The organism is Vibrio sp. RE88, from assembly GCF_013113835.1.
Classification (GTDB): Bacteria; Pseudomonadota; Gammaproteobacteria; order Enterobacterales; family Vibrionaceae; genus Vibrio.
This window is the reverse complement of record NZ_VTYQ01000009.1, coordinates 34,097-53,024: the sequence shown is the minus strand read 5'-3', so window position 1 is coordinate 53,024 and position 18,928 is coordinate 34,097. Positions and strand designations below refer to the sequence as shown.

General features: G+C 46.1%; 18 protein-coding genes. 14 read left to right on the top strand and 4 right to left on the bottom strand.

The genetic code is table 11. From position 1 onward, the window contains the following. Window positions 1-167: 167 nt before the first annotated feature. On the top strand, window positions 168-419 hold the full coding sequence (locus F0265_RS19810; protein ID WP_038163689.1) for a hypothetical protein: 252 nt from the start codon (window positions 168-170) through the stop codon (window positions 417-419). Between the two features lie 71 nt (window positions 420-490). Here the strand turns inward: F0265_RS19810 and F0265_RS19805 are convergent, their stop codons facing one another. After that, complete coding sequence (locus F0265_RS19805) at window positions 491-1,525, bottom strand: NADP(H)-dependent aldo-keto reductase (RefSeq protein WP_171750104.1); 1,035 nt, start codon at window positions 1,523-1,525, stop codon at window positions 491-493. Window positions 1,526-1,653: 128 nt separating this feature from the next. Between F0265_RS19805 and F0265_RS19800 the strand changes: the two genes are divergently transcribed. Next, complete coding sequence (locus F0265_RS19800) at window positions 1,654-1,965, top strand: DUF6482 family protein (RefSeq protein ID WP_006957738.1); 312 nt, start codon at window positions 1,654-1,656, stop codon at window positions 1,963-1,965. A gap of 1 nt (window position 1,966) precedes the next feature. Here the strand turns inward: F0265_RS19800 and mutH are convergent, their stop codons facing one another. Beyond that, complete coding sequence (gene mutH / locus F0265_RS19795) at window positions 1,967-2,632, bottom strand: DNA mismatch repair endonuclease MutH (protein ID WP_171348666.1); 666 nt, start codon at window positions 2,630-2,632, stop codon at window positions 1,967-1,969. A 621-nt stretch (window positions 2,633-3,253) separates the two neighbouring features. On the opposite strand from mutH, the gene rppH reads away from it, so the two are divergent. The 5 genes from rppH to F0265_RS19770 are packed head-to-tail and all read left to right on the top strand — an operon-like array spanning window position 3,254 to window position 8,549. Further along, on the top strand, window positions 3,254-3,772 hold the full coding sequence (rppH, locus tag F0265_RS19790) for an RNA pyrophosphohydrolase (RefSeq protein WP_006957734.1): 519 nt from the start codon (window positions 3,254-3,256) through the stop codon (window positions 3,770-3,772). A 2-nt stretch (window positions 3,773-3,774) separates the two neighbouring features. Next, on the top strand, window positions 3,775-6,021 hold the full coding sequence (gene ptsP, locus F0265_RS19785) for a phosphoenolpyruvate--protein phosphotransferase (protein ID WP_171750103.1): 2,247 nt from the start codon (window positions 3,775-3,777) through the stop codon (window positions 6,019-6,021). 8 nt (window positions 6,022-6,029) lie between these two features. Continuing rightward, entirely contained in the window at window positions 6,030-6,821 is a 792-nt protein-coding gene (locus F0265_RS19780) for a TSUP family transporter (RefSeq protein WP_171750102.1), read from the top strand. 45 nt (window positions 6,822-6,866) lie between these two features. Further along, window positions 6,867-7,688: a prolipoprotein diacylglyceryl transferase gene (gene lgt / locus F0265_RS19775; protein ID WP_038513453.1), complete on the top strand. Its 822-nt coding sequence runs from the start codon at window positions 6,867-6,869 to the stop codon at window positions 7,686-7,688. A 9-nt stretch (window positions 7,689-7,697) separates the two neighbouring features. Then, the gene (locus F0265_RS19770; RefSeq protein WP_043006906.1) at window positions 7,698-8,549 is read left to right on the top strand and encodes a thymidylate synthase; all 852 of its coding nucleotides are present in this window, start codon (window positions 7,698-7,700) and stop codon (window positions 8,547-8,549) included. Between the two features lie 279 nt (window positions 8,550-8,828). Here the strand turns inward: F0265_RS19770 and F0265_RS19765 are convergent, their stop codons facing one another. Continuing rightward, on the bottom strand, window positions 8,829-9,977 hold the full coding sequence (locus F0265_RS19765) for a Na/Pi symporter (RefSeq protein WP_327196809.1): 1,149 nt from the start codon (window positions 9,975-9,977) through the stop codon (window positions 8,829-8,831). 405 nt (window positions 9,978-10,382) lie between these two features. Between F0265_RS19765 and nhaR the strand changes: the two genes are divergently transcribed. Both nhaR and F0265_RS19755 read left to right on the top strand, forming a co-directional pair. Beyond that, window positions 10,383-11,273 carry a transcriptional activator NhaR gene (nhaR, locus tag F0265_RS19760; RefSeq protein ID WP_171750101.1) on the top strand — a complete coding sequence of 297 codons (891 nt, stop codon included), beginning with the start codon at window positions 10,383-10,385 and terminating at the stop codon, window positions 11,271-11,273. Between the two features lie 127 nt (window positions 11,274-11,400). Then, window positions 11,401-11,706 (top strand): metalloregulator ArsR/SmtB family transcription factor, encoded by a 306-nt coding sequence (locus F0265_RS19755; RefSeq protein ID WP_043006907.1) that lies wholly within the window; start codon window positions 11,401-11,403, stop codon window positions 11,704-11,706. Between the two features lie 100 nt (window positions 11,707-11,806). On the opposite strand, the gene rpsT is transcribed toward F0265_RS19755, so the two are convergent. Then, complete coding sequence (rpsT, locus tag F0265_RS19750) at window positions 11,807-12,067, bottom strand: 30S ribosomal protein S20 (protein ID WP_006957718.1); 261 nt, start codon at window positions 12,065-12,067, stop codon at window positions 11,807-11,809. Window positions 12,068-12,327: 260 nt separating this feature from the next. Here rpsT and murJ point away from each other — a divergent pair, with 260 nt between their 5' ends. From murJ to fkpB, 5 genes are all read left to right on the top strand, one after another. After that, window positions 12,328-13,890, top strand: coding sequence for a murein biosynthesis integral membrane protein MurJ (gene murJ / locus F0265_RS19745; RefSeq protein WP_171750100.1), 1,563 nt, complete (start codon window positions 12,328-12,330; stop codon window positions 13,888-13,890). A gap of 72 nt (window positions 13,891-13,962) precedes the next feature. After that, window positions 13,963-14,898, top strand: coding sequence for a bifunctional riboflavin kinase/FAD synthetase (gene ribF, locus F0265_RS19740; protein ID WP_045985449.1), 936 nt, complete (start codon window positions 13,963-13,965; stop codon window positions 14,896-14,898). 64 nt (window positions 14,899-14,962) lie between these two features. Then, window positions 14,963-17,791: an isoleucine--tRNA ligase gene (gene ileS / locus F0265_RS19735; RefSeq protein WP_171750099.1), complete on the top strand. Its 2,829-nt coding sequence runs from the start codon at window positions 14,963-14,965 to the stop codon at window positions 17,789-17,791. Between the two features lie 76 nt (window positions 17,792-17,867). Then, on the top strand, window positions 17,868-18,380 hold the full coding sequence (gene lspA, locus F0265_RS19730) for a signal peptidase II (RefSeq protein ID WP_006957711.1): 513 nt from the start codon (window positions 17,868-17,870) through the stop codon (window positions 18,378-18,380). A 116-nt stretch (window positions 18,381-18,496) separates the two neighbouring features. Further along, a complete protein-coding gene (fkpB, locus tag F0265_RS19725) occupies window positions 18,497-18,928 on the top strand; it encodes an FKBP-type peptidyl-prolyl cis-trans isomerase (protein WP_006957709.1) in 432 nt (143 codons plus the stop codon).

Genomic DNA, 18,928 nt, shown 5'->3' with positions numbered 1-18,928 from the left:
CATAAGCCCGCTTCATTTGATCGCCGATCTGCCCAAGTAATGTAATTAGTCCGTATCCATTTATTTTTAATTGGCTGCGGGAAAGCAGCGAATTAAAAATGTCCTCATTTTATCAGTCTATTCGTTGATCTTTTCCCAGCTGTCTATCATCCAACTGGAGAATTATCATGAGTCATTCTGTATATCTAAAACTTGCTACGCTACTAGTAAAAGCTGATCTACGTCGTGAAGAGCGTGAATGGAAACGTCGGGTTCGCCGCAGCGCGTTTCAGATTCCTTGGGAAAATACCCACCTGCTACGCGATATTGGTTTAGAACAAGATGGTCGACCTGTCGGTCAAACTGAGCCAGATAGCGTCAAAGCCGAGCGTCGTATTCGTCATCTTCGTCGAGTACTCAGTGCGCGAATACCTACGTAATAAAAAGGGCCAGTTTGCTTCACTGGCCCGAACCTTATCAGCCAGCTACTGATGCAGTAGCTGGTTTTTCACTAAGGACAAGGATTGGAATAAGTCGTGCCAATTGCCTGAAGTCCCTGAAGCAATTCTTCACTTAATACGACATCGAGACTGTCAATGTTCGATTTAAGCTGCTCTAGATTCGTTGCTCCTATGATGTTGGAGCCAACGAAAGGGCGCTGATTGACAAACGCCAATGCCATTTGTGCAGGATCAAGCCCGTGCTCTCGAGCTAGGTTGACGTAGGCTTCAGTCGCTTGAATGCCTTGCGGCGTAAAGTAACGGACAAAGCGTTCGAATAGGGAACAGCGAGCGCCATCTGGTCGAGCATTATTAAGGTATTTACCACTCAGGCAACCAAATGCCAACGGTGAATAGGCAAGCAACTGAACACCTTCATAGTGACTGATTTCAGACAAACCGATTTCAAAGCTGCGATTGAGCAGGTTATACGGATTCTGAATTGAAACAATACGCGGCAGTTCATGTTTCTCTGCTAGGCGCAGTAGCGTCATTACTCCCCAGGGTGTTTCGTTAGAGACGCCAATGTAGCGCACTTTGCCCGCTTTTATCAGGCCTGCCAGACTTTCGAGGGTTTCAATCAGCGTGACTTCTTCATTTTCGTCAGGGTAGGGATAGTTGAGTTGGCCAAAGCAATTAGTCCGGCGCTGCGGCCAATGCAGTTGGTAAAGGTCGACATAGTCGGTTTGCAGGCGCTGTAAACTATCGTCAATCGCCTGATGAATATTGCGTCTATCCAGACTCATGTTATCGCGAATGTAAGGGACATTTCTTGGGCCAGCAATTTTAGTCGCCAGTACGACTTTTTCTCTCTTACCTGATTTTTTCAGCCAGTTACCGATGTATTGCTCGGTGGAACCTTGGGTATCCGCTTTAGGGGGGACGGGGTACATTTCGGCGGTATCAATGAAGTTCACACCACGTTCGAGTGCATAATCCAGCTGACTGAAAGCGTCTTGTTCTGTGTTTTGTTCACCAAAGGTCATGGTGCCCAGACAGATTTTACTTATTTCAAGAGTGGAATGAGGTAACTTGTTGTATTGCATTGAACTTCCTTACTCAATTTCTCTTTGTTATCCCAATATAGGGCATCGTCACATTAGAAGAAATGGGATTCGATAACAATTTCGCAAAATTTGTATAGTTAACTAGAATTTAAAATTGGAGGTGAGCTATGCAAAAAAGCCAATTAGATAAATGGATTCATGGACATCACAAAGACAGCTATCAGCCACCTAAGGTGTTTGTCATTGGTTGTTCGGATCTCTCACATTACCTTCTTGCAGTGGAGTACAAGCACAAACTGGAACCGATTAAACAAGATGATGAGCCGATTCATTTTGAGTCGCTCGACTCTGTCAAAGAAGAACTATTACGTCTGGGAGTTGAACGGGCTTATCTAAGATTACATAACGCTTATGATGAATGTGGCGCTGGAGATGGCCCGCTTTATCATGATGTTGAACTGTCATTGACCACACATTAGATCAAACAAAATTGTGCTCAAGGATCTGAGCAGTGAACTGAGTTCGAAGGTAGAACCCTCGCGGCAACGTCATTATAGGCTTGCCGCTCGCTCCGTACGCTTCAGTCAATACTCGGCTGTTCGCGGCTTTTGGTCGCAGTTGAAGCACTTCACCATGGCGAGCGGTAATTTGTTCCACTTGTCCTAGCACGATCAGTTCCATTAATTCTTCCCAATCCGTTTTGAGTTGTAACTCTTCGCTTTCACTTGGTGACCATATTAAAGGTGACCCTACGCGGCGTTCAGCAAGTGGGATCTCTCGCTCCCCTTCGACAGGAACCCAAAGTACTCGTGATAGCTTATTACGTACGTGACTGGTTTCCCAAGTCAGTCCTTGTACTCCCATCAATGGTGCGACACAGACAAAGGTGGTTTCCAAAGGTTTGCCCGTATAGCTGATCGGGATCGTTTTCAGCTCGATTCCGAGCTGCTCAAAATCTTGTTGGGGTTTGCTTCCCGCAATTGCGCCAAGGTGCCATTCCAATAGTTGACCCACCCAGCCTTTATCTCTTTTGAGATCTGGTGGAACTGTTAGGTTCGCCTCATCCGCCAGTTCCTTAAAACTCATGCCAGCAATATCTCTCGCTCGATCAAGCAGTTCGGTTTCTGATTTAGGTTCGGGCTTCATGTGGATCATCGGGGTGGTCAAACGTGGCCGTTATTGTAACGGAAATCGATCCAAATGTGGCTGATTGAAAGTTGATCTTAGTGTCTAAAAGATCATCAGTTAAGGGGTTATCCACAGGTGTTGTTGAGATTGGAGGGGTTTTTATCAGGAGTGTATGAATAAACAGTGTTTTAGGGGCAATAATTTGCTTGAGTTTTTGGTCATAAGTTGCCTTGCTGAGCTGGTGGTGTGGATAAAAGTCTCGGTGGTGGATCTTTGACCGATCTGAGTGAGTGTCGTTTTATCGATCGGTATCTTGGTGATTACTTTGAGTGTTTTTGTTTATCTTTATGATTTTTATGTATTTTATTTCTGGTGTTTTAAAGCTTATATTAAGCATGATGTGATCATGGATAAAGAACGATCACTTTCTCTAAGATTCTTCACATGGTTATGCACAGAAAAGGTGAATAAATGTGGACTATGTCTCACCTTTATGTGAATAACCGCGTTTCGGGTTAAAAGTTATCCATAAAGACTAAGTTACGCCATATTTTACGTATCAGTCACACTAGTAAGTTTGCTACATCTGGGGATATGTGGAAAAATCACTGTAATTAAGAATTTATTAGAGGTTGGCCAGTGATAGATGGCGATGGTTACCGCTTAAATGTGGGAATTGTAATCTGTAACAACCATGGTCAGGTCTTCTGGGCTAAACGATACGGGCAACATTCTTGGCAATTTCCTCAAGGGGGAATTGATGACGGCGAAACGCCTGAGCAGGCAATGTTTCGCGAGCTATATGAAGAGGTTGGTCTTACAAAAAAAGACGTAAAAATTGTGGCAACTAGCCGTCATTGGTTAAGGTACAAACTACCAAAGCGATTAGTGCGCTGGGATTCAAAGCCTGTCTGTATCGGACAAAAACAGAAATGGTTCCTTCTTCGTCTGGATTGTGATGAATCACGAATTAATATGCAGCGAGGAAATTCCCCTGAATTTGATGGTTGGCGTTGGGTAAGTTATTGGTATCCAGTCAGGCAAGTGGTGTCTTTTAAGCGCGATGTATACCGTCGAGCAATGAAAGAATTCGCCTCTGTAGCGATGCCGTTTAAAGAGCGCAGAGCTAAGGGTAAGCGTAAACACAGAAGAGGATAGACATGCTTTCTCAACTAAGGGACATAGTTGAACAGGTATCTAAAGTCGAAGATGTGCATCAGGCATTGAAGGTTTTAGTTAAGCAAACATGCAGCGCGATGAGTACGGAGTGTTGCACCGTCTATCTTGCTAACGAAGAGATGCAGCGCCTTGAGTTGATGGCGACTCAAGGCTTGCGTTTCAAAGGCAACAAAATCCACATCAACTTCAGCGAAGGTTTGGTCGGTCTGGTCAAACGCAGCGCTGAGCCGCTCAATCTTGCCGAAGCCTCTCGGCATCCGAATTTCAAATATTTCTCCCAACTTGGCGAAGAGGTCTATCAGAGCTTTTTGGGCACCCCGATCATCTATCGTAAGCAGGTGCTCGGTGTACTGGTGGTCCAGCAAAAGCAACCGCGTCAGTTTGATGAGATGGAAGAGTCCTTTCTGGTCACATTAGCTGCTCAGCTAGCGGTGATCATTGCTCATGCTCAAACTCAGGGACATTGGCGCCTAGAGAAGAAACTGCATACCATCAAAGGTATCCCAGCATCTTCTGGTGTGGCTATCGGTGAGTTCTGGTGGGATGACACTCAACCAGATTTAGCGGATGTCTATCCGGCATCGACCTTGGACATTGAACGTGAACAAGAATGGCTGCTGCTAGCAATTGAAGATGCATTGAGCGATTTTCGCCGTATGCGTAAAAAGCTCGATAGCGAAATCAACAAAGATACCTTAGCGATATTTGATCTGTTTACGCACCTGCTGAATGATCCGATGTTACGCAAGGACCTTAAAACGCAGATCCAAAAAGGGGATCGGGCTGATTGGGCATTGAGGCAAGTGGTTGAGAGCTACTCTAACCGTTTTGCTCGCATGTCAGATGTGTATCTCAGAGAGCGTGCTCAGGACATAAAAGAGCTCGGTCAACGTTTATTGTTCTTCCTCCACAATACCGAGAAAGATCAGCCTTCTATCGAAAAGCCCGTCATATTGGTTGTGCGCGAGTTAACGGCTACCTTGCTGGCTTCTATTCCTAAGGAAAAACTCCTCGCGGTGGTTTCTCTTGAAGGGGCAGCAAACTCTCACGCGGCCATTTTGTCTCGTGCGCTGGGCATTCCCGCTGTGATGGGGGTGACACTCAACCCTAAGCCAGTTAATGGCAAACGTGGCATCGTCGACGGATACAGCGGTAAGATTTTTGTCTCACCGGGTAAGCAGCTACTCAAAGAGTATCGCGAACTGGCGCATGAAGAGAGCGAGCTGGCGACAATGGTCAACCAGCGAATTCTTGAACCCGCGTGCACCAGCGATGATGTGCGTATTGAAGTCATGCTCAACGCTGGTTTGAGTGCGGATGCGAACATTGCTGTGAATCAAGGGGTCGATGGGGTTGGCCTATATCGGACCGAAATTTCTTTTTTGCTCCAACATCGTTTTCCTTCTGAAGACGAACAAACTCTCCAGTATCAGTCAGTGCTGAATACATACCCCGACAAGCGCGTAGTCATGCGTACACTTGATGTTGGTGGAGATAAAGCGCTGCCATACCTGCCAATTGAAGAAGACAACCCTTTCCTTGGTTGGCGCGGTATTCGTTTCACGCTTGATCATCCTGATATCTTCCTGATGCAAATTCGCGCCATGATGCGAGCCAGTGCTGAGCACGATAATCTGAGCATCTTGCTGCCAATGGTATCAGGGGCTCAAGAATTGGATGATGCGATTGATCTGATTGAACGTGCCCATCAAGAAGTCGCAGAATTGGATGAACGAGTTAAAATGCCAGCCATTGGCGTGATGATCGAAGTGCCGTCAATGATTTATCTGTTGCCGCTGATTGCGGAAAAGGTGGATTTTGTTTCTATTGGTACGAACGATCTGACGCAATACTTACTTGCCGTGGATCGCAACAATGCACGAGTCTCGGATGTGTATGAGTCGATGCATCCTGCTGTGATCATGGCACTGGATCATATCCAGCAAACTTGCCAGCAACTTCAACTGCCCGTGTGTATTTGTGGTGAATTAGCGGGTGACCCTATCGGCGCGCTTCTCATGGTGGGGCTGGGCTATCGTAGCTTGAGTATGAACACGTCCAATGTTGCCAAAGTGAAATACTTGCTGCGTCATACCGATAGTTCAGAATTACGTGAACTTGCTGACAAAGCGCTGATGCAGCCTTATGGCAATGACATTTATACTATGATGCAAACTTTCTTTGAGGAGAAAGGCTTTGCAGGCTTTATCCGAGCTGGTAAACGATAAGGAAAAACGTGAATATTGAATTTTTAGTCTTGCTGCTCCTTCTTGGCGGTATTGTTGGGGTGATGGCAGGGCTGCTTGGCATCGGTGGTGGTTTGATTGTGGTACCAGCGTTGCTCTTCTTGCTACCAATGGCTGGAATCGATCCCGCGATCAGTATGCAAATCGCTTTGGCGACCTCTCTGGCTTCCATTATTGTCACTTCAGGTTCTTCGGCACTTAACCACTTCAAACTCGGTAATGTGGATATGTATGTGGTGAAATGGCTGATGCCCGGTGTGGTGGTTGGCGGTTTTCTCGGCGCGAATGTCGCTGAATGGATCCCTTCGCAGTACCTACCGAAAGTGTTTGGCGTGATAGTGCTGTGCTTAGCGGTGCAAATGCTATTTTCGATAAAACGCAAGAGTCAGAAAAGCATGCCCGGCAACGGTGCCACCGTAGCGATTGGCACAGGGATTGGTATGGTGTCGAGCCTCGCGGGCATCGGAGGCGGATCGTTGTCTGTGCCATTTCTTAATCGACACGGCATTGAAATGCGCAAAGCGGTCGGCTCTTCTTCAGTCTGCGGTTGCTTTATCGCCATCTCAGGTATGATTGGTTTCATCTTGCATGGTTATCAGGCACAATCATTGCCAGCTTACAGTTTGGGATATGTTTATGTGCCAGCACTGGCTGCCATTGCTTCGACATCCATGTTGACGACTCGCATCGGCGCTAAATTGGCGACTTCCTTACCGACGGCAACATTGAAAAAAATCTTTGCAGTCTTTTTAGTCTTTGTTGCCGGAACTATGTTGCTGTAATGGACTCTCATCTAATTATCTGAATACCAAAAGAGTAATTATTCTATGTCTCAGGGATACCTTGAATTTCCTAATATCGATCCTGTTCTGGTTTCGATTGGTCCACTGTCAATTCGCTGGTATGGGCTGATGTACCTGGTTGGTTTTGCGTTTGCGTTGTGGCTAGCGAATCGACGAGCAGATAAGCCAGACAGTGGATGGACGCGAGAGCAAGTCTCCGATCTGCTGTTTGCTGGTTTCCTTGGGGTAGTGATCGGCGGACGAGTCGGTTACGTTATTTTCTATAACTTTGATTTGTTCCTCCAAGACCCTCTGTACCTATTCAAAGTGTGGACTGGAGGCATGTCATTCCACGGTGGACTGCTCGGGGTCATCACGGCAATGTTCTGGTATGCCAAGAAGAATGGTCGTACTTTCTTCGGCGTCGCTGACTTTATCGCGCCATTAGTACCGTTTGGTCTCGGAATGGGGCGCTTAGGTAACTTCATGAACAGTGAATTATGGGGCCGAGTGACGGATGTGCCATGGGCGATTGTCTTTCCTAATGGCGGCCCTTTGCCTCGCCATCCATCTCAACTGTATGAAATGCTTCTTGAAGGCGTTGTGTTGTTCTTCATCCTTAATTGGTTCATCAAAAAGCCACGCCCTCTCGGTGCGGTCTCAGGGCTATTTTTAGCAGGATATGGTACATTCCGTTTCCTTGTCGAATACGTTCGTGAGCCTGATGCCCATCTTGGTTTGTTCGGTGGATTTATCTCTATGGGACAGATCCTATCTCTACCTATGGTTATCGTTGGTATTCTGATGATGGTATGGGCTTACAAGCGTGGTCATTACAAAGATGAAATTCCACAACAAACGAAGTAAGGAACGGGTGTGAAACAGTATTTAGATCTCTGTCAGCGAATTGTTGAGCAAGGTGAGTGGATTGAAAACGAACGTACAGGCAAACGCTGCCTGACGGTCATCAACGCTGATCTGACTTACGATGTTGGCCACAACCAGTTCCCATTAGTGACAACACGTAAAAGCTTTTGGAAAGCCGCGGTGGCTGAGTTGCTCGGCTATATTCGTGGTTACGACAGTGCGGAAGATTTTCGCAAGCTCGGTACCAAAACTTGGGACGCGAATGCAAACTTAAACCAAGCTTGGCTCAATAACCCTTATCGAAAAGGTGAGGACGACATGGGCCGCGTTTATGGTGTTCAGGGGCGTGCTTGGGCTAAGCCTGACGGTGGGCATATCGACCAGCTACGTAAGATTGTTGATGACTTAACTCGTGGGGTTGATGACCGCGGCGAAATCCTCAACTTCTACAACCCAGGTGAGTTCCATATGGGGTGCTTACGCCCTTGCATGTATAGTCATCACTTCTCGTTGTTAGGTGATACGCTTTACCTCAACAGTACTCAGCGCTCATGTGATGTGCCTCTTGGCCTGAATTTCAACATGGTTCAGGTGTACGTGTTCTTGGCTATTATGGCTCAGATTACAGGCAAAAAACCGGGGCTGGCTTACCACAAGATAGTGAACGCTCACATCTATGAAGATCAGCTTGAGTTGATGCGTGACGTTCAGTTAAAGAGAGAACCTTTGGCATCGCCTAGGTTCCATATCAACCCTGATATCAAGTCTCTGGAAGATTTGGAAACTTGGGTCACACTGGATGATTTCTCGGTTGAGGGCTACGAGCACCATGACCCAATCCAGTACCCATTCTCAGTGTAATCAGCACGAGTTGTTAAAAAGCCGCCTATCACAGGGCGGCTTTTTTGTATGAGAAAGAACGGGCAGCACCTTATGGAACGTTTTGCCGTTGGAGAGCAGAATCGAGCTTCGCCCCAAGGAAAATTAGAGTTGACTGCTTAACCACAACTTAGCTCTCCAGTTCTCTAGCTCTCCGAAGGATGAAACCCGTTCCCGTATCCTTCTTCATCAGCGAAGCGTAGACAAACAAAAAGCCCGCAACCTGGGTTGCGGGCTTTGAATAAGCGATGGTTCTTCGAATTAAGCAGTCAGCGCTAGGATGCTACCTGGCAGTACAAGGAATACCGCAATAAGGTAACCAGCCACTACAGCTTTGTTCTTCACTGCCATATCAGAGATGATGTCAGCGGCTTTAACTGGTAGTTCACGTAGGAACGGAATACCAAAGATAAAGACTGTGGCTAGGATGTTGAACGCTAGGTGTACCAAAGCAATTTGTAGCGCGAATACTGCGAACTCACCTGATGCTGCTGTTGCCGCCAATAGGGCAGTAATACATGTACCGATGTTGGCACCTAGTGTGAACGGGTATACGTCACGAACTTTCAGTACACCTGAGCCAACAAGTGGAACCATTAGGCTGGTGGTTGTCGATGAAGACTGAACCAGAACAGTAACCACAGAGCCAGAGAAAATACCGTGAATTGGGCCACGACCAATAGCGCTCTTTAGAATTTCACGAGCACGGCCAACCATTAGGCTCTTCATCAGTTTACCCATCACAGTGATAGCAACGAAGATGGTTGCGATACCAATAACGATAAGAAGTACGCCACCGACAGTATCACCAAATGTAGCAAGAGGCTCTTTCACTGCGTTTACAACAGGCTTAGTGATTGGTTTGATGAAGTTCAGACCTTTCATGCTCATGTCGCCAGTCGCTAGGAATGGTGACACCAACCAATGAGAAATCTTCGCTAGGATGCCAAACATCATTTCCAGCGGTAGGAAGATAGCAACGGCCAGAAGGTTAAAGAAGTCGTGAATCGTCGCACTTGCAAAAGCACGTTTGAACTCTTCTTTATTACGAATGTGACCAAGGGAAACCAATGTATTGGTTACCGTAGTACCTATGTTTGCACCCATGATCATTGGGATCGCGGTTTCTACCGGCAGACCGCCAGCTACTAGGCCAACGATGATAGAAGTCACTGTGCTAGAAGATTGAATAAGAGCGGTTGCGACAAGACCGATCATCAAGCCTGCTACTGGGTGAGACGCGAATTCGAACAAGACTTTAGCTTGATCGCCTGTCGCCCATTTGAAGCCACTGCCTACCATAGATACTGCTAGAAGCAGTAGATATAACATGAATGCCAAGTTAGCCCAGCGTAACCAGCGAGTAGTGCTCGATATAGGCGCCGCTGTAGTAGTAGCTTGGTTCATAATTTTTCTCCGTGGACCGTATTAAGTTTGTATTGGTCGGTTGTTGAAACTGTGGGCGATACTAGAGGGTAAATATTTCATTAATATTACAGTTGTGTGTAATAGAATTTTTTTTATCTGGACACGGATTTAGAGCATGTATTATTAGGTTTACATGTTGCATAAGTTGCTGATGTTAAAGAGTATATTTGCGGATTTTTGAAGGGTTAAAATTTGTGGCGAAAGAGGGTTTGTTTCACAAAATCGCAATTTTTAGCCAGCGAGTGTGACACAAGGTTGTCATATAACTTTTTCAAGATTTCGGTAAAACCATCTATTTTTTGGTAAAGGAAAGGTTTTTTCGAGTTATTGTTGTCATCTGAAGGTTCTGCTATAACCATAGCCATATGTAATACAGAGAGATTTTTCATGTCGCACTTAAATTACAACCATCTTTATTATTTTTGGATGGTGTGTAAACAAGGCTCAGTGACCAAAGCGGCCGATGCTTTGTTCCTTACTCCTCAAACGGTAACAGGACAGATCAAAGCGCTGGAAGAGCGAATGGATGGCAAGCTGACTAAGAGAAATGGCAGAAGTATTGAACCTACGGAGCTCGGTCAGCTAGTGTTTAAATACGCTGACCGTATGTTCGGCCTGAGTTATGAGATGCTGGATATCGTCAACTATAGCCAACGCTCTAATATTCTGTTTGATGTGGGGGTGGCGGATGCCTTATCGAAACGCTTGGTCAGTAAGATTTTAATGACCACTGTGCCACCCGACAACAGCATTCATCTACGCTGCTTCGAATCAACGCACGAAATGCTGCTTGAGCAGCTTGCTCAACACAAATTAGATATGATTCTGTCTGATTGTCCGGTCGACTCTAGCCAAAGCCCAGGTTTGTACAGTAAAAAACTGGGAGAGTGCAATATGAGTTTTTTCTCTAGCGGCAATGTGGATCAGGCGCGTTTCCCCGCGGTATTGGAGCAAAGAAAACTGCTGATCCCGGGTAGCCGCACTGCAATGGGGCGTAAAGTCTTACAATGGTTTGATAGGCAAGGGCTTCAACCGAATATTCTGGGGGAGTTTGATGACGTTGCTTTAATGAAGTCATTTGCTCGCTACCATCATGATGTCATCTTTCTTGCGCCTTCTTTATACGTGTCAGAAGTAGAAAGCGATTTGCCTTTGCAGTTGATTGGTCACATAGATGAACTTAAAGAGGAATATTACGTCATTTTTGCTGAACGAATGATTCAACACCCAGCGGTGAAGAACGTCTGTGATGCAGACTTCACGAATCTCTTCCAGTGAGAACCTTTTTCATTTCTACAAATAGATTACTGGATGCAAATAGATTAGTATCAGCTATAAATGTATCAATTTATAAATTGCAGGCTGAGATTTGTTGATGTTTTGTTGTTTCAAGGGGTACTAGCCGATGAATTTACAAGAAATGGAAAAGAATTCTGCCAAAGCGGTGGTACTACTGAAAGCGATGGCGAATGAGAGACGCTTGCAGATTTTATGCTTATTGCATAACCAAGAATTGTCAGTAGGGGAATTGTGCAGCAAGCTCGAGCTGAGTCAGTCTGCATTGTCGCAACATTTAGCCTGGTTGCGCCGCGATGGCTTGGTGAATACGCGTAAAGAAGCACAAACCGTGTTTTATACATTGAGTAGTGAAGAAGTGAAGTCGATGATCCATCTATTGCACAGCTTATACTGCAGTGAAGTGATGGATTAGACATGATGTCGAGGGCTTAAGCAGCTCGTCAGCACTGAATTTGAGATATAAAAAAACCGGCGTTAGCCGGTTTTTTCTTCACTGGGGAATCAGAGTTCTATTAAAGAGCTTTGATTGCAGCAGCGAAACGAGACTTATGACGAGCTGCTTTATTCTTGTGAATAAGGCCTTTAGTTGCCATACGGTCTAGGATAGGTGTAACTACAGCGAATGCAGCAGTTGCAGCTTCTTTGTCGCCTGCTTCAATAGCAGCAACAGTTTTCTTCATGTAAGTGCGCATCATAGAACGACGGCTAGCGTTGTGCTGGCGACGTTTCTCAGCTTGGATAGCGCGCTTCTTAGCAGATTTACTATTTGCCAAGGGTCTAACTCCCAAAAACTTAAGTTCGGTGACAATTTAAGGGCGAGGAATATCCCTCATTTGCGCTTAAATGTCAAATGATTTGTGTAAAAACCAATCGGAGCCAAACAAATTTTGGATTAGATAGGTCTTCACGGTTAAGATGGCGGGGATTCTATCAGTATTTTTTTTTCATTGCTAATACTAATCTGCTCTAGCCCTGACATTCCTGTCATAGAGTGGAGCCTTATTGAAAGTATTGCAGGATTCCCGAGGTAGCTGTGAGTAAACGTCTGCTCAAGTCAGGCCTGATTGTTAGTGCTATGACTTTGATTTCTCGTGTGCTTGGTTTAGTGCGCGATGTAGTAGTGGCGAATTTGATGGGGGCGGGCGCCAGTGCTGACGTCTTCTTCTTTGCCAATAAAATTCCGAATTTCTTACGCCGCCTGTTTGCTGAAGGGGCGTTTTCTCAGGCATTTGTACCAGTATTGACCGAGTACCATGCCGCAGGCGATATGGATAAAACCCGTCAGTTGATTGCCAGAGCTGCGGGTACTTTAGGTGTACTTGTCTCAATTGTTACGGTGCTCGGAGTTTTAGGTTCTGGTGTGGTCACGGCACTATTTGGCTTTGGCTGGTTCCTTGACTGGATGAACGGTGGGCCATCGGCTGAAAAGTTTGAATTGGCGAGCTTCATCCTCAAGATCACCTTTCCTTATTTATGGTTCATTACTTTTGTCGCGTTATCTGGTGCGATTCTTAATACCATGGGTAAGTTCGCGGTGTCGTCTTTTACGCCAGTGTTTCTCAACGTCATGATCATCCTCGCGGCGTGGTTTATTTCGCCGAATATGGCGCAGCCTGAAATCGGTCTTGCTATTGGGGTATTCCTTGGTGGCTTGGTTCAGTTCTTGTTCCAGATCCCTTTCCTTATTAAAGCAGGCGTCATGGTTAAGCCTCAATGGGGATGGCGTGACCCAGGGGTAGTGAAAATCCGCACCCTTATGATTCCCGCTTTGTTCGGTGTATCGGTCAGTCAGATCAATTTGCTGTTTGATACCTTTATTGCCAGTTTCCTTCAGACAGGCTCTATCAGTTGGCTCTACTATTCTGATCGCCTGTTGGAATTTCCGCTCGGATTGTTTGGTATTGCCATCGCAACGGTCATTTTGCCGGCACTATCACGCAAGCATGTCGATTCCCACAGTGATGGTTTCTCACACACGATGGATTGGGGAGTCCGCATGGTGACATTGCTTGGTATTCCCGCGATGCTTGGTTTGATGGTATTGGCGAAACCTATGCTGATGGTGCTGTTTATGCGCGGTGAGTTCAGCCCACAGGACGTCCAGTTTGCTTCGATGTCTCTGGTTGCTTATGCCTCTGGCTTGCTCAACTTTATGTTGATCAAAGTGCTAGCGCCGGGGTATTACTCTCGCCAAGACACTAAAACACCAGTCAAATATGGCATCATTGCCATGGTGACCAACATGGTCTTTAACGCCATCTTTGCTTGGTTCTATGGTTATGTTGGTTTGGCAATCGCAACGGCATTGTCTGCGTTTGTTAACATGTCTCTATTGTATAGAGGTTTACACGTAGCGGGTGTTTACAAGCTGACGCGCCGCACGGTGGTCTTTGTGACTAAGCTGGCTGTTGCTGGAGGGCTGATGGTGGCAGCGATTCTTTGGCAATTGGAAGAGATGTCGGTGTGGCTGACGTGGAGCCTGTTTGAGCGAGTGATGTCACTGACCATTTTGATTGGATTAGGTGCTGGTGTTTACCTGATATCGCTCCTCATAATGGGTGTGCGTTTAAAAGATTTAAAAGCAGCGACAGAATAAGTAGGATTAGTATATAATCCGTCAGTTTCACGCTTTGCTAATAATAAAAGAGACAGGAATTAGAAGCTTCCAATGGAATTGATCCGAGGTATTCACAATATCAAAGCACACCATTCAGGGTGTGTCCTGACGATAGGAAACTTCGACGGTGTGCATTTGGGTCACCAAGCAGTACTGCGTCAAGTGTCTGAACAGGCAGCTAAATTAGGCTTACCTGCAACGGTCATGACTTTTGAACCTCAACCTTTGGAATTGTTTGCAAAAGAGAAAGCACCAGCACGATTAACTCGGTTGAGAGACAAATTTGTTCAACTGAGCAAATTGAACATAGAACGCTTACTTTGTGTGAATTTCAACAAGCGCTTTGCTAATCAGACTCCAGACGAGTTTATTAGCGACTTGTTGGTGAAGCGATTGGGTGTTAAGTTTCTCGTCGTTGGTGATGATTTCTGCTTTGGCAAAGGCCGCAAAGGCAACTTCAAGATGCTCAAAGAAGCCGGTGAAAAACACGGTTTTGAAGTGGTGAGCACACAAAGTTTCTGTCTTGAGCAATTGCGTGTCAGCAGTACTGCGATACGCGAAGCATTGGCAAGCGATGAGTTGAACTCAGCAGCAGAAATGCTGGGTCGAGATTACAGCATCAGTGGTCGAGTATCACACGGTCGTAAGTTAGGAAGAACCATTGGTTTTCCTACCGCGAATATCCCACTGAAGCGTTGCGTGTCACCTGTATCGGGCGTTTATGTCGTTGAGGCCTTAGGCCTTGGAGGCAAACCGATTGGGGGCGTAGCAAATATTGGCAACCGGCCAACCGTGAACGGGGTTCGCCAGCAACTAGAAGTACATTTGTTTGACTTTCAAGCCAATTTATATGGCAAGCAGCTAGAAATTGTACTTTTACATAAGCTTCGCGATGAGCATAAATTTGACTCATTTGAAGCATTGAAACAACAAATTGAATTGGATGCTGAAGCAGCAAGGGTGTGGCTGCTTCAGCGTAATCGCTAAACGGTCTAGTCCACCGCTTGGCATAATGTCTAACATTCGCCCAACACAACGGAATTAAGAATCGATGAGTGAGTATAAAGATACCCTGAACCTTCCTGAAACAGGGTTTCCGATGCGCGGCAATCTGGCGAACCGCGAGCCAGAAATGCTTAAGCGTTGGTATAAAGAAGACCTTTACGGCGAAATCCGTAAAGCGAAGAAAGGCAAAAAATCTTTCGTTCTACACGATGGCCCTCCATACGCCAACGGTGACATTCATATTGGTCACGCACTAAACAAGATTCTTAAAGACATTATTATTAAATCCAAAACACTTTCAGGTTTTGACGCTCCTTACATTCCTGGCTGGGACTGCCACGGTCTACCTATTGAATTAATGGTAGAGAAAAAGGTTGGTAAGCCAGGTCAAAAAGTGACAGCGGCTGAGTTCCGTCAGAAATGTCGTGACTATGCTGCGGGTCAGGTTGAAGGTCAAAAAGAGAGCTTCAAACGCCTTGGTATCATGGGTGAGTGGGATAAGCCTTACCGCACTATGGATTTTGCTACTGAAGCAAACATCATCCGTGCTCTAGGTAAGATTGCTGACAATGGCCACTTACTAAAAGGTTTCAAACCTGTTCACTGGTGTACAGACTGTGGCTCTGCGCTTGCAGAAGCAGAAGTAGAGTACAAAGATAAAGTATCGCCATCTATCGACGTGCGCTTTAAAGCGACAGATGAAGCAGCGCTTCTCTCTAAGTTCTCATTGAACGAAGGTCATGAAGGTGAAGGCGATATCTCTATCGTTATCTGGACCACCACACCATGGACACTGCCAGCGAACCGCGCAGTCTGTCTACGTGATGATCTAGAGTACGTATTAATTCAAGTAGAAGGCGATTCTAAAGAGCGAATCATCGTTGCTTCTGAGCTAGCGAAAGACGTGATGGATCGTGCGGGTATCGAGCACTTCCATAACCTTGGTTTTGCCAAAGGTAGCGATCTTGAGCTATCTCAGTTTAACCACCCGTTCTACGATTTCACTGTTCCTGCGATCCTTGGCGATCACGTAACAACGGATTCTGGTACTGGTGTGGTTCACACTGCACCTGGCCACGGTCAAGAAGACTTTGCGGTCGGTAACAAGTACAACCTAGAAGTGGCTAACCCAGTAGGTTCAAACGGCGTTTACCTGCCGGATACTGAGCTGTTTGCTGGTCAACACGTATTCAAAGCGAACGATGCAGTTGTTGAGACGCTAAAAGAGAAAGGCGCGCTTCTACATCACCACGCTTACGAGCACAGCTACCCGCATTGTTGGAGACACAAAACGCCAATCATCTTCCGTGCAACACCACAGTGGTTCGTCTCTATGGACCAAGCGGGTCTACGTGCAAAAGCACTAGAGTCAATCAAAGGTGTTGAGTGGATGCCTGAGTGGGGTCAAAGCCGTATCGAAGGTATGATTGAAGGTCGCCCAGAATGGTGTATCTCTCGTCAACGTACTTGGGGTGTGCCAATTGCTCTATTCGTTCATAAAGAAACGGCAGAGCTTCATCCAAATACGATCGAATTAGTAGAGAAAGTCGCTCTGCTGGTTGAAGAAAAAGGCATCCAAGCTTGGTGGGATCTAGAAATCTCTGACCTACTAGGTGAAGAAGCGGATAAGTACGAGAAAGTACTGGATACGCTAGACGTATGGTTCGATTCAGGTGTTACTCACTACTCAGTGGTTGATGCTCGTGAAGAGTACAACGGCGCGTCGGCAGACCTATATTTGGAAGGCTCTGACCAGCACCGTGGTTGGTTCCAATCTTCGCTAATTTCATCTATCGCGATGAAAGACGAAGCGCCATACAAGCAAGTGCTTACTCACGGCTTCGTGGTTGACGGTCAAGGCCGTAAGATGTCGAAATCTATCGGTAACGTGGTTGCGCCAAAAGATGTGACTAACAAGCTAGGTGCTGACATTCTGCGTCTATGGGTTGCTTCAACGGACTACACGGGTGAAGTGGCGGTTTCTGATGAAATCCTAAAACGCTCTGCAGATGCGTACCGTCGTATCCGTAACACTGCGCGTTTCTTCCTTGCTAACCTAAGTGGCTTCAACCCATCAACGGACCTTGTTCCTGCTGAAGAAATGGTGGCTCTAGACCGTTGGGCTGTAGGTCGTGCACTGGCTGCTCAAGAAGAGATCGTGAAAGCGTACGGTGAGTACAATACTCACGCCGTAACTCAGCGTTTAATGCAGTTCTGCTCTATCGAAATGGGCTCATTCTACCTAGACGTAATTAAAGATCGTCAGTACACAGCGAAACTTGGCGGCCACGCTCAACGTAGCTGTCAGACTGCGCTTTACTACATCGTAGAAGCACTTGTTCGTTGGATGGCGCCAATTATGTCGTTCACAGCAGACGAGATCTGGAACGAGATGCCGGGCGAACGCGATAAGTTTGTATTCACAGGCGAGTGGTACGAAGGTCTGTTTGGTCTAGCTGAAGGCGAAGAGCTTAACAACGAGTTCTGGACTGAAATCCAAGCGGTTCGTGGTGGTGTGAACAAACTGCTAGAAGATGCTCGTAAAGAGAAGACCATTGGTGGTTCTCTGCAAGCGGAAGTGACACTTTACGCTGATGACGCACTAGCGGCGAAACTAAGCAAGCTTGAAGATGAGCTGCGCTTTGCACTACTGACTTCAGCAGCGGTTGTTAAGCCTCTAAGCGAGAAGTCAGAGGCGGCACAAGCAACTGATGTTGAAGGTCTGTTTGTTGAAGTGAAAGCAACGGAAAACGAGAAGTGTGACCGTTGTTGGCACCACACTCCTGACGTAGGCACAATCGAAGGTCACGAGAAGATCTGTGGCCGTTGTGTGTCTAACGTTGATGGTGAAGGCGAAACACGTCGCTTCGCGTAATTTATAGCAACTAGAAGTTGAACTTTATTGAGATAATATAGCCCCAGTATCTACTGGGGCTACTTTTAGGAACTTTATGAGCGAACAAGCACTCACTTTGAAGCAATCAGGCGTGCGCTGGTTGTGGCTAGCATTGGTTATCTTTTTAGCAGATATCGGTATTAAGCTGTTTGTGATGGATAACATGGGTTATGGCTGGGCGAACCGTATTGAGGTACTGCCTTTCTTTAATCTGCTTTACGTACATAACTACGGTGCTGCATTTAGCTTTCTGAGCGATCAGGCTGGCTGGCAACGTTGGTTGTTTACGGGTATCGCTTTTGCGGTAACCGCTATGCTGACTTACTGGATGAGTAAACTGCCAGCAAAAGAGAAATGGAACAATGTGGCTTATGCCATGATCATCGGTGGTGCGGTGGGTAACGTGTTTGATCGTGTGGTACACGGTTATGTTGTCGATTACCTAGACTTTTTCTGGGGTGACTACCACTGGCCAGCGTTTAATTTGGCAGACAGTACGATTTGTATTGGTGCTGCAATGATTATCCTTGATGGATTTCGTAAAAAAGACGCTGAAAAAAAAGCGTAAGCTGATAATGTTTGAATAACCCTAAGCGCTGTCTGTTGATTCAGAGAGCGCTTTTTACTATAACGAAGCCTCTATTGAATAGAAGCCAATATCTCCAATAACAAGGAAACAGTATTGTGACCACTATTGTCCAGGAATCCGCAGTAACGCTGCATTTTACAATCAAACTTAAAGATGGATCGGTTGCGGATAGCACGCACAACATGGGTAAGCCTGCCAAGCTCGTTATCGGTGACGGTAGCCTAAGTGAAAACTTTGAGCAATGCTTGCTAGGACTTGAAGTGGGTGAGCAAAAGGCGATTGAGCTGAAAGCGGAAGATGCCTTTGGTGCGCCAAATCCAGACAATGTGCATCATATGGATCGAGCAAGATTTGTTGGTGATGCAGAAGTTGAAGTGGGCACAATCATGGCTTTCTCTGGCCCTGATGGTATGGAAATCCCTGGAATCATTACCGAAATTGCGGGTGACTCAGTGACGGTTGATTTCAACCACCCGCTAGCAGGGCAAGATGTGACTTTTGAAGTTGAAATTTTGTCAGTAGAATAG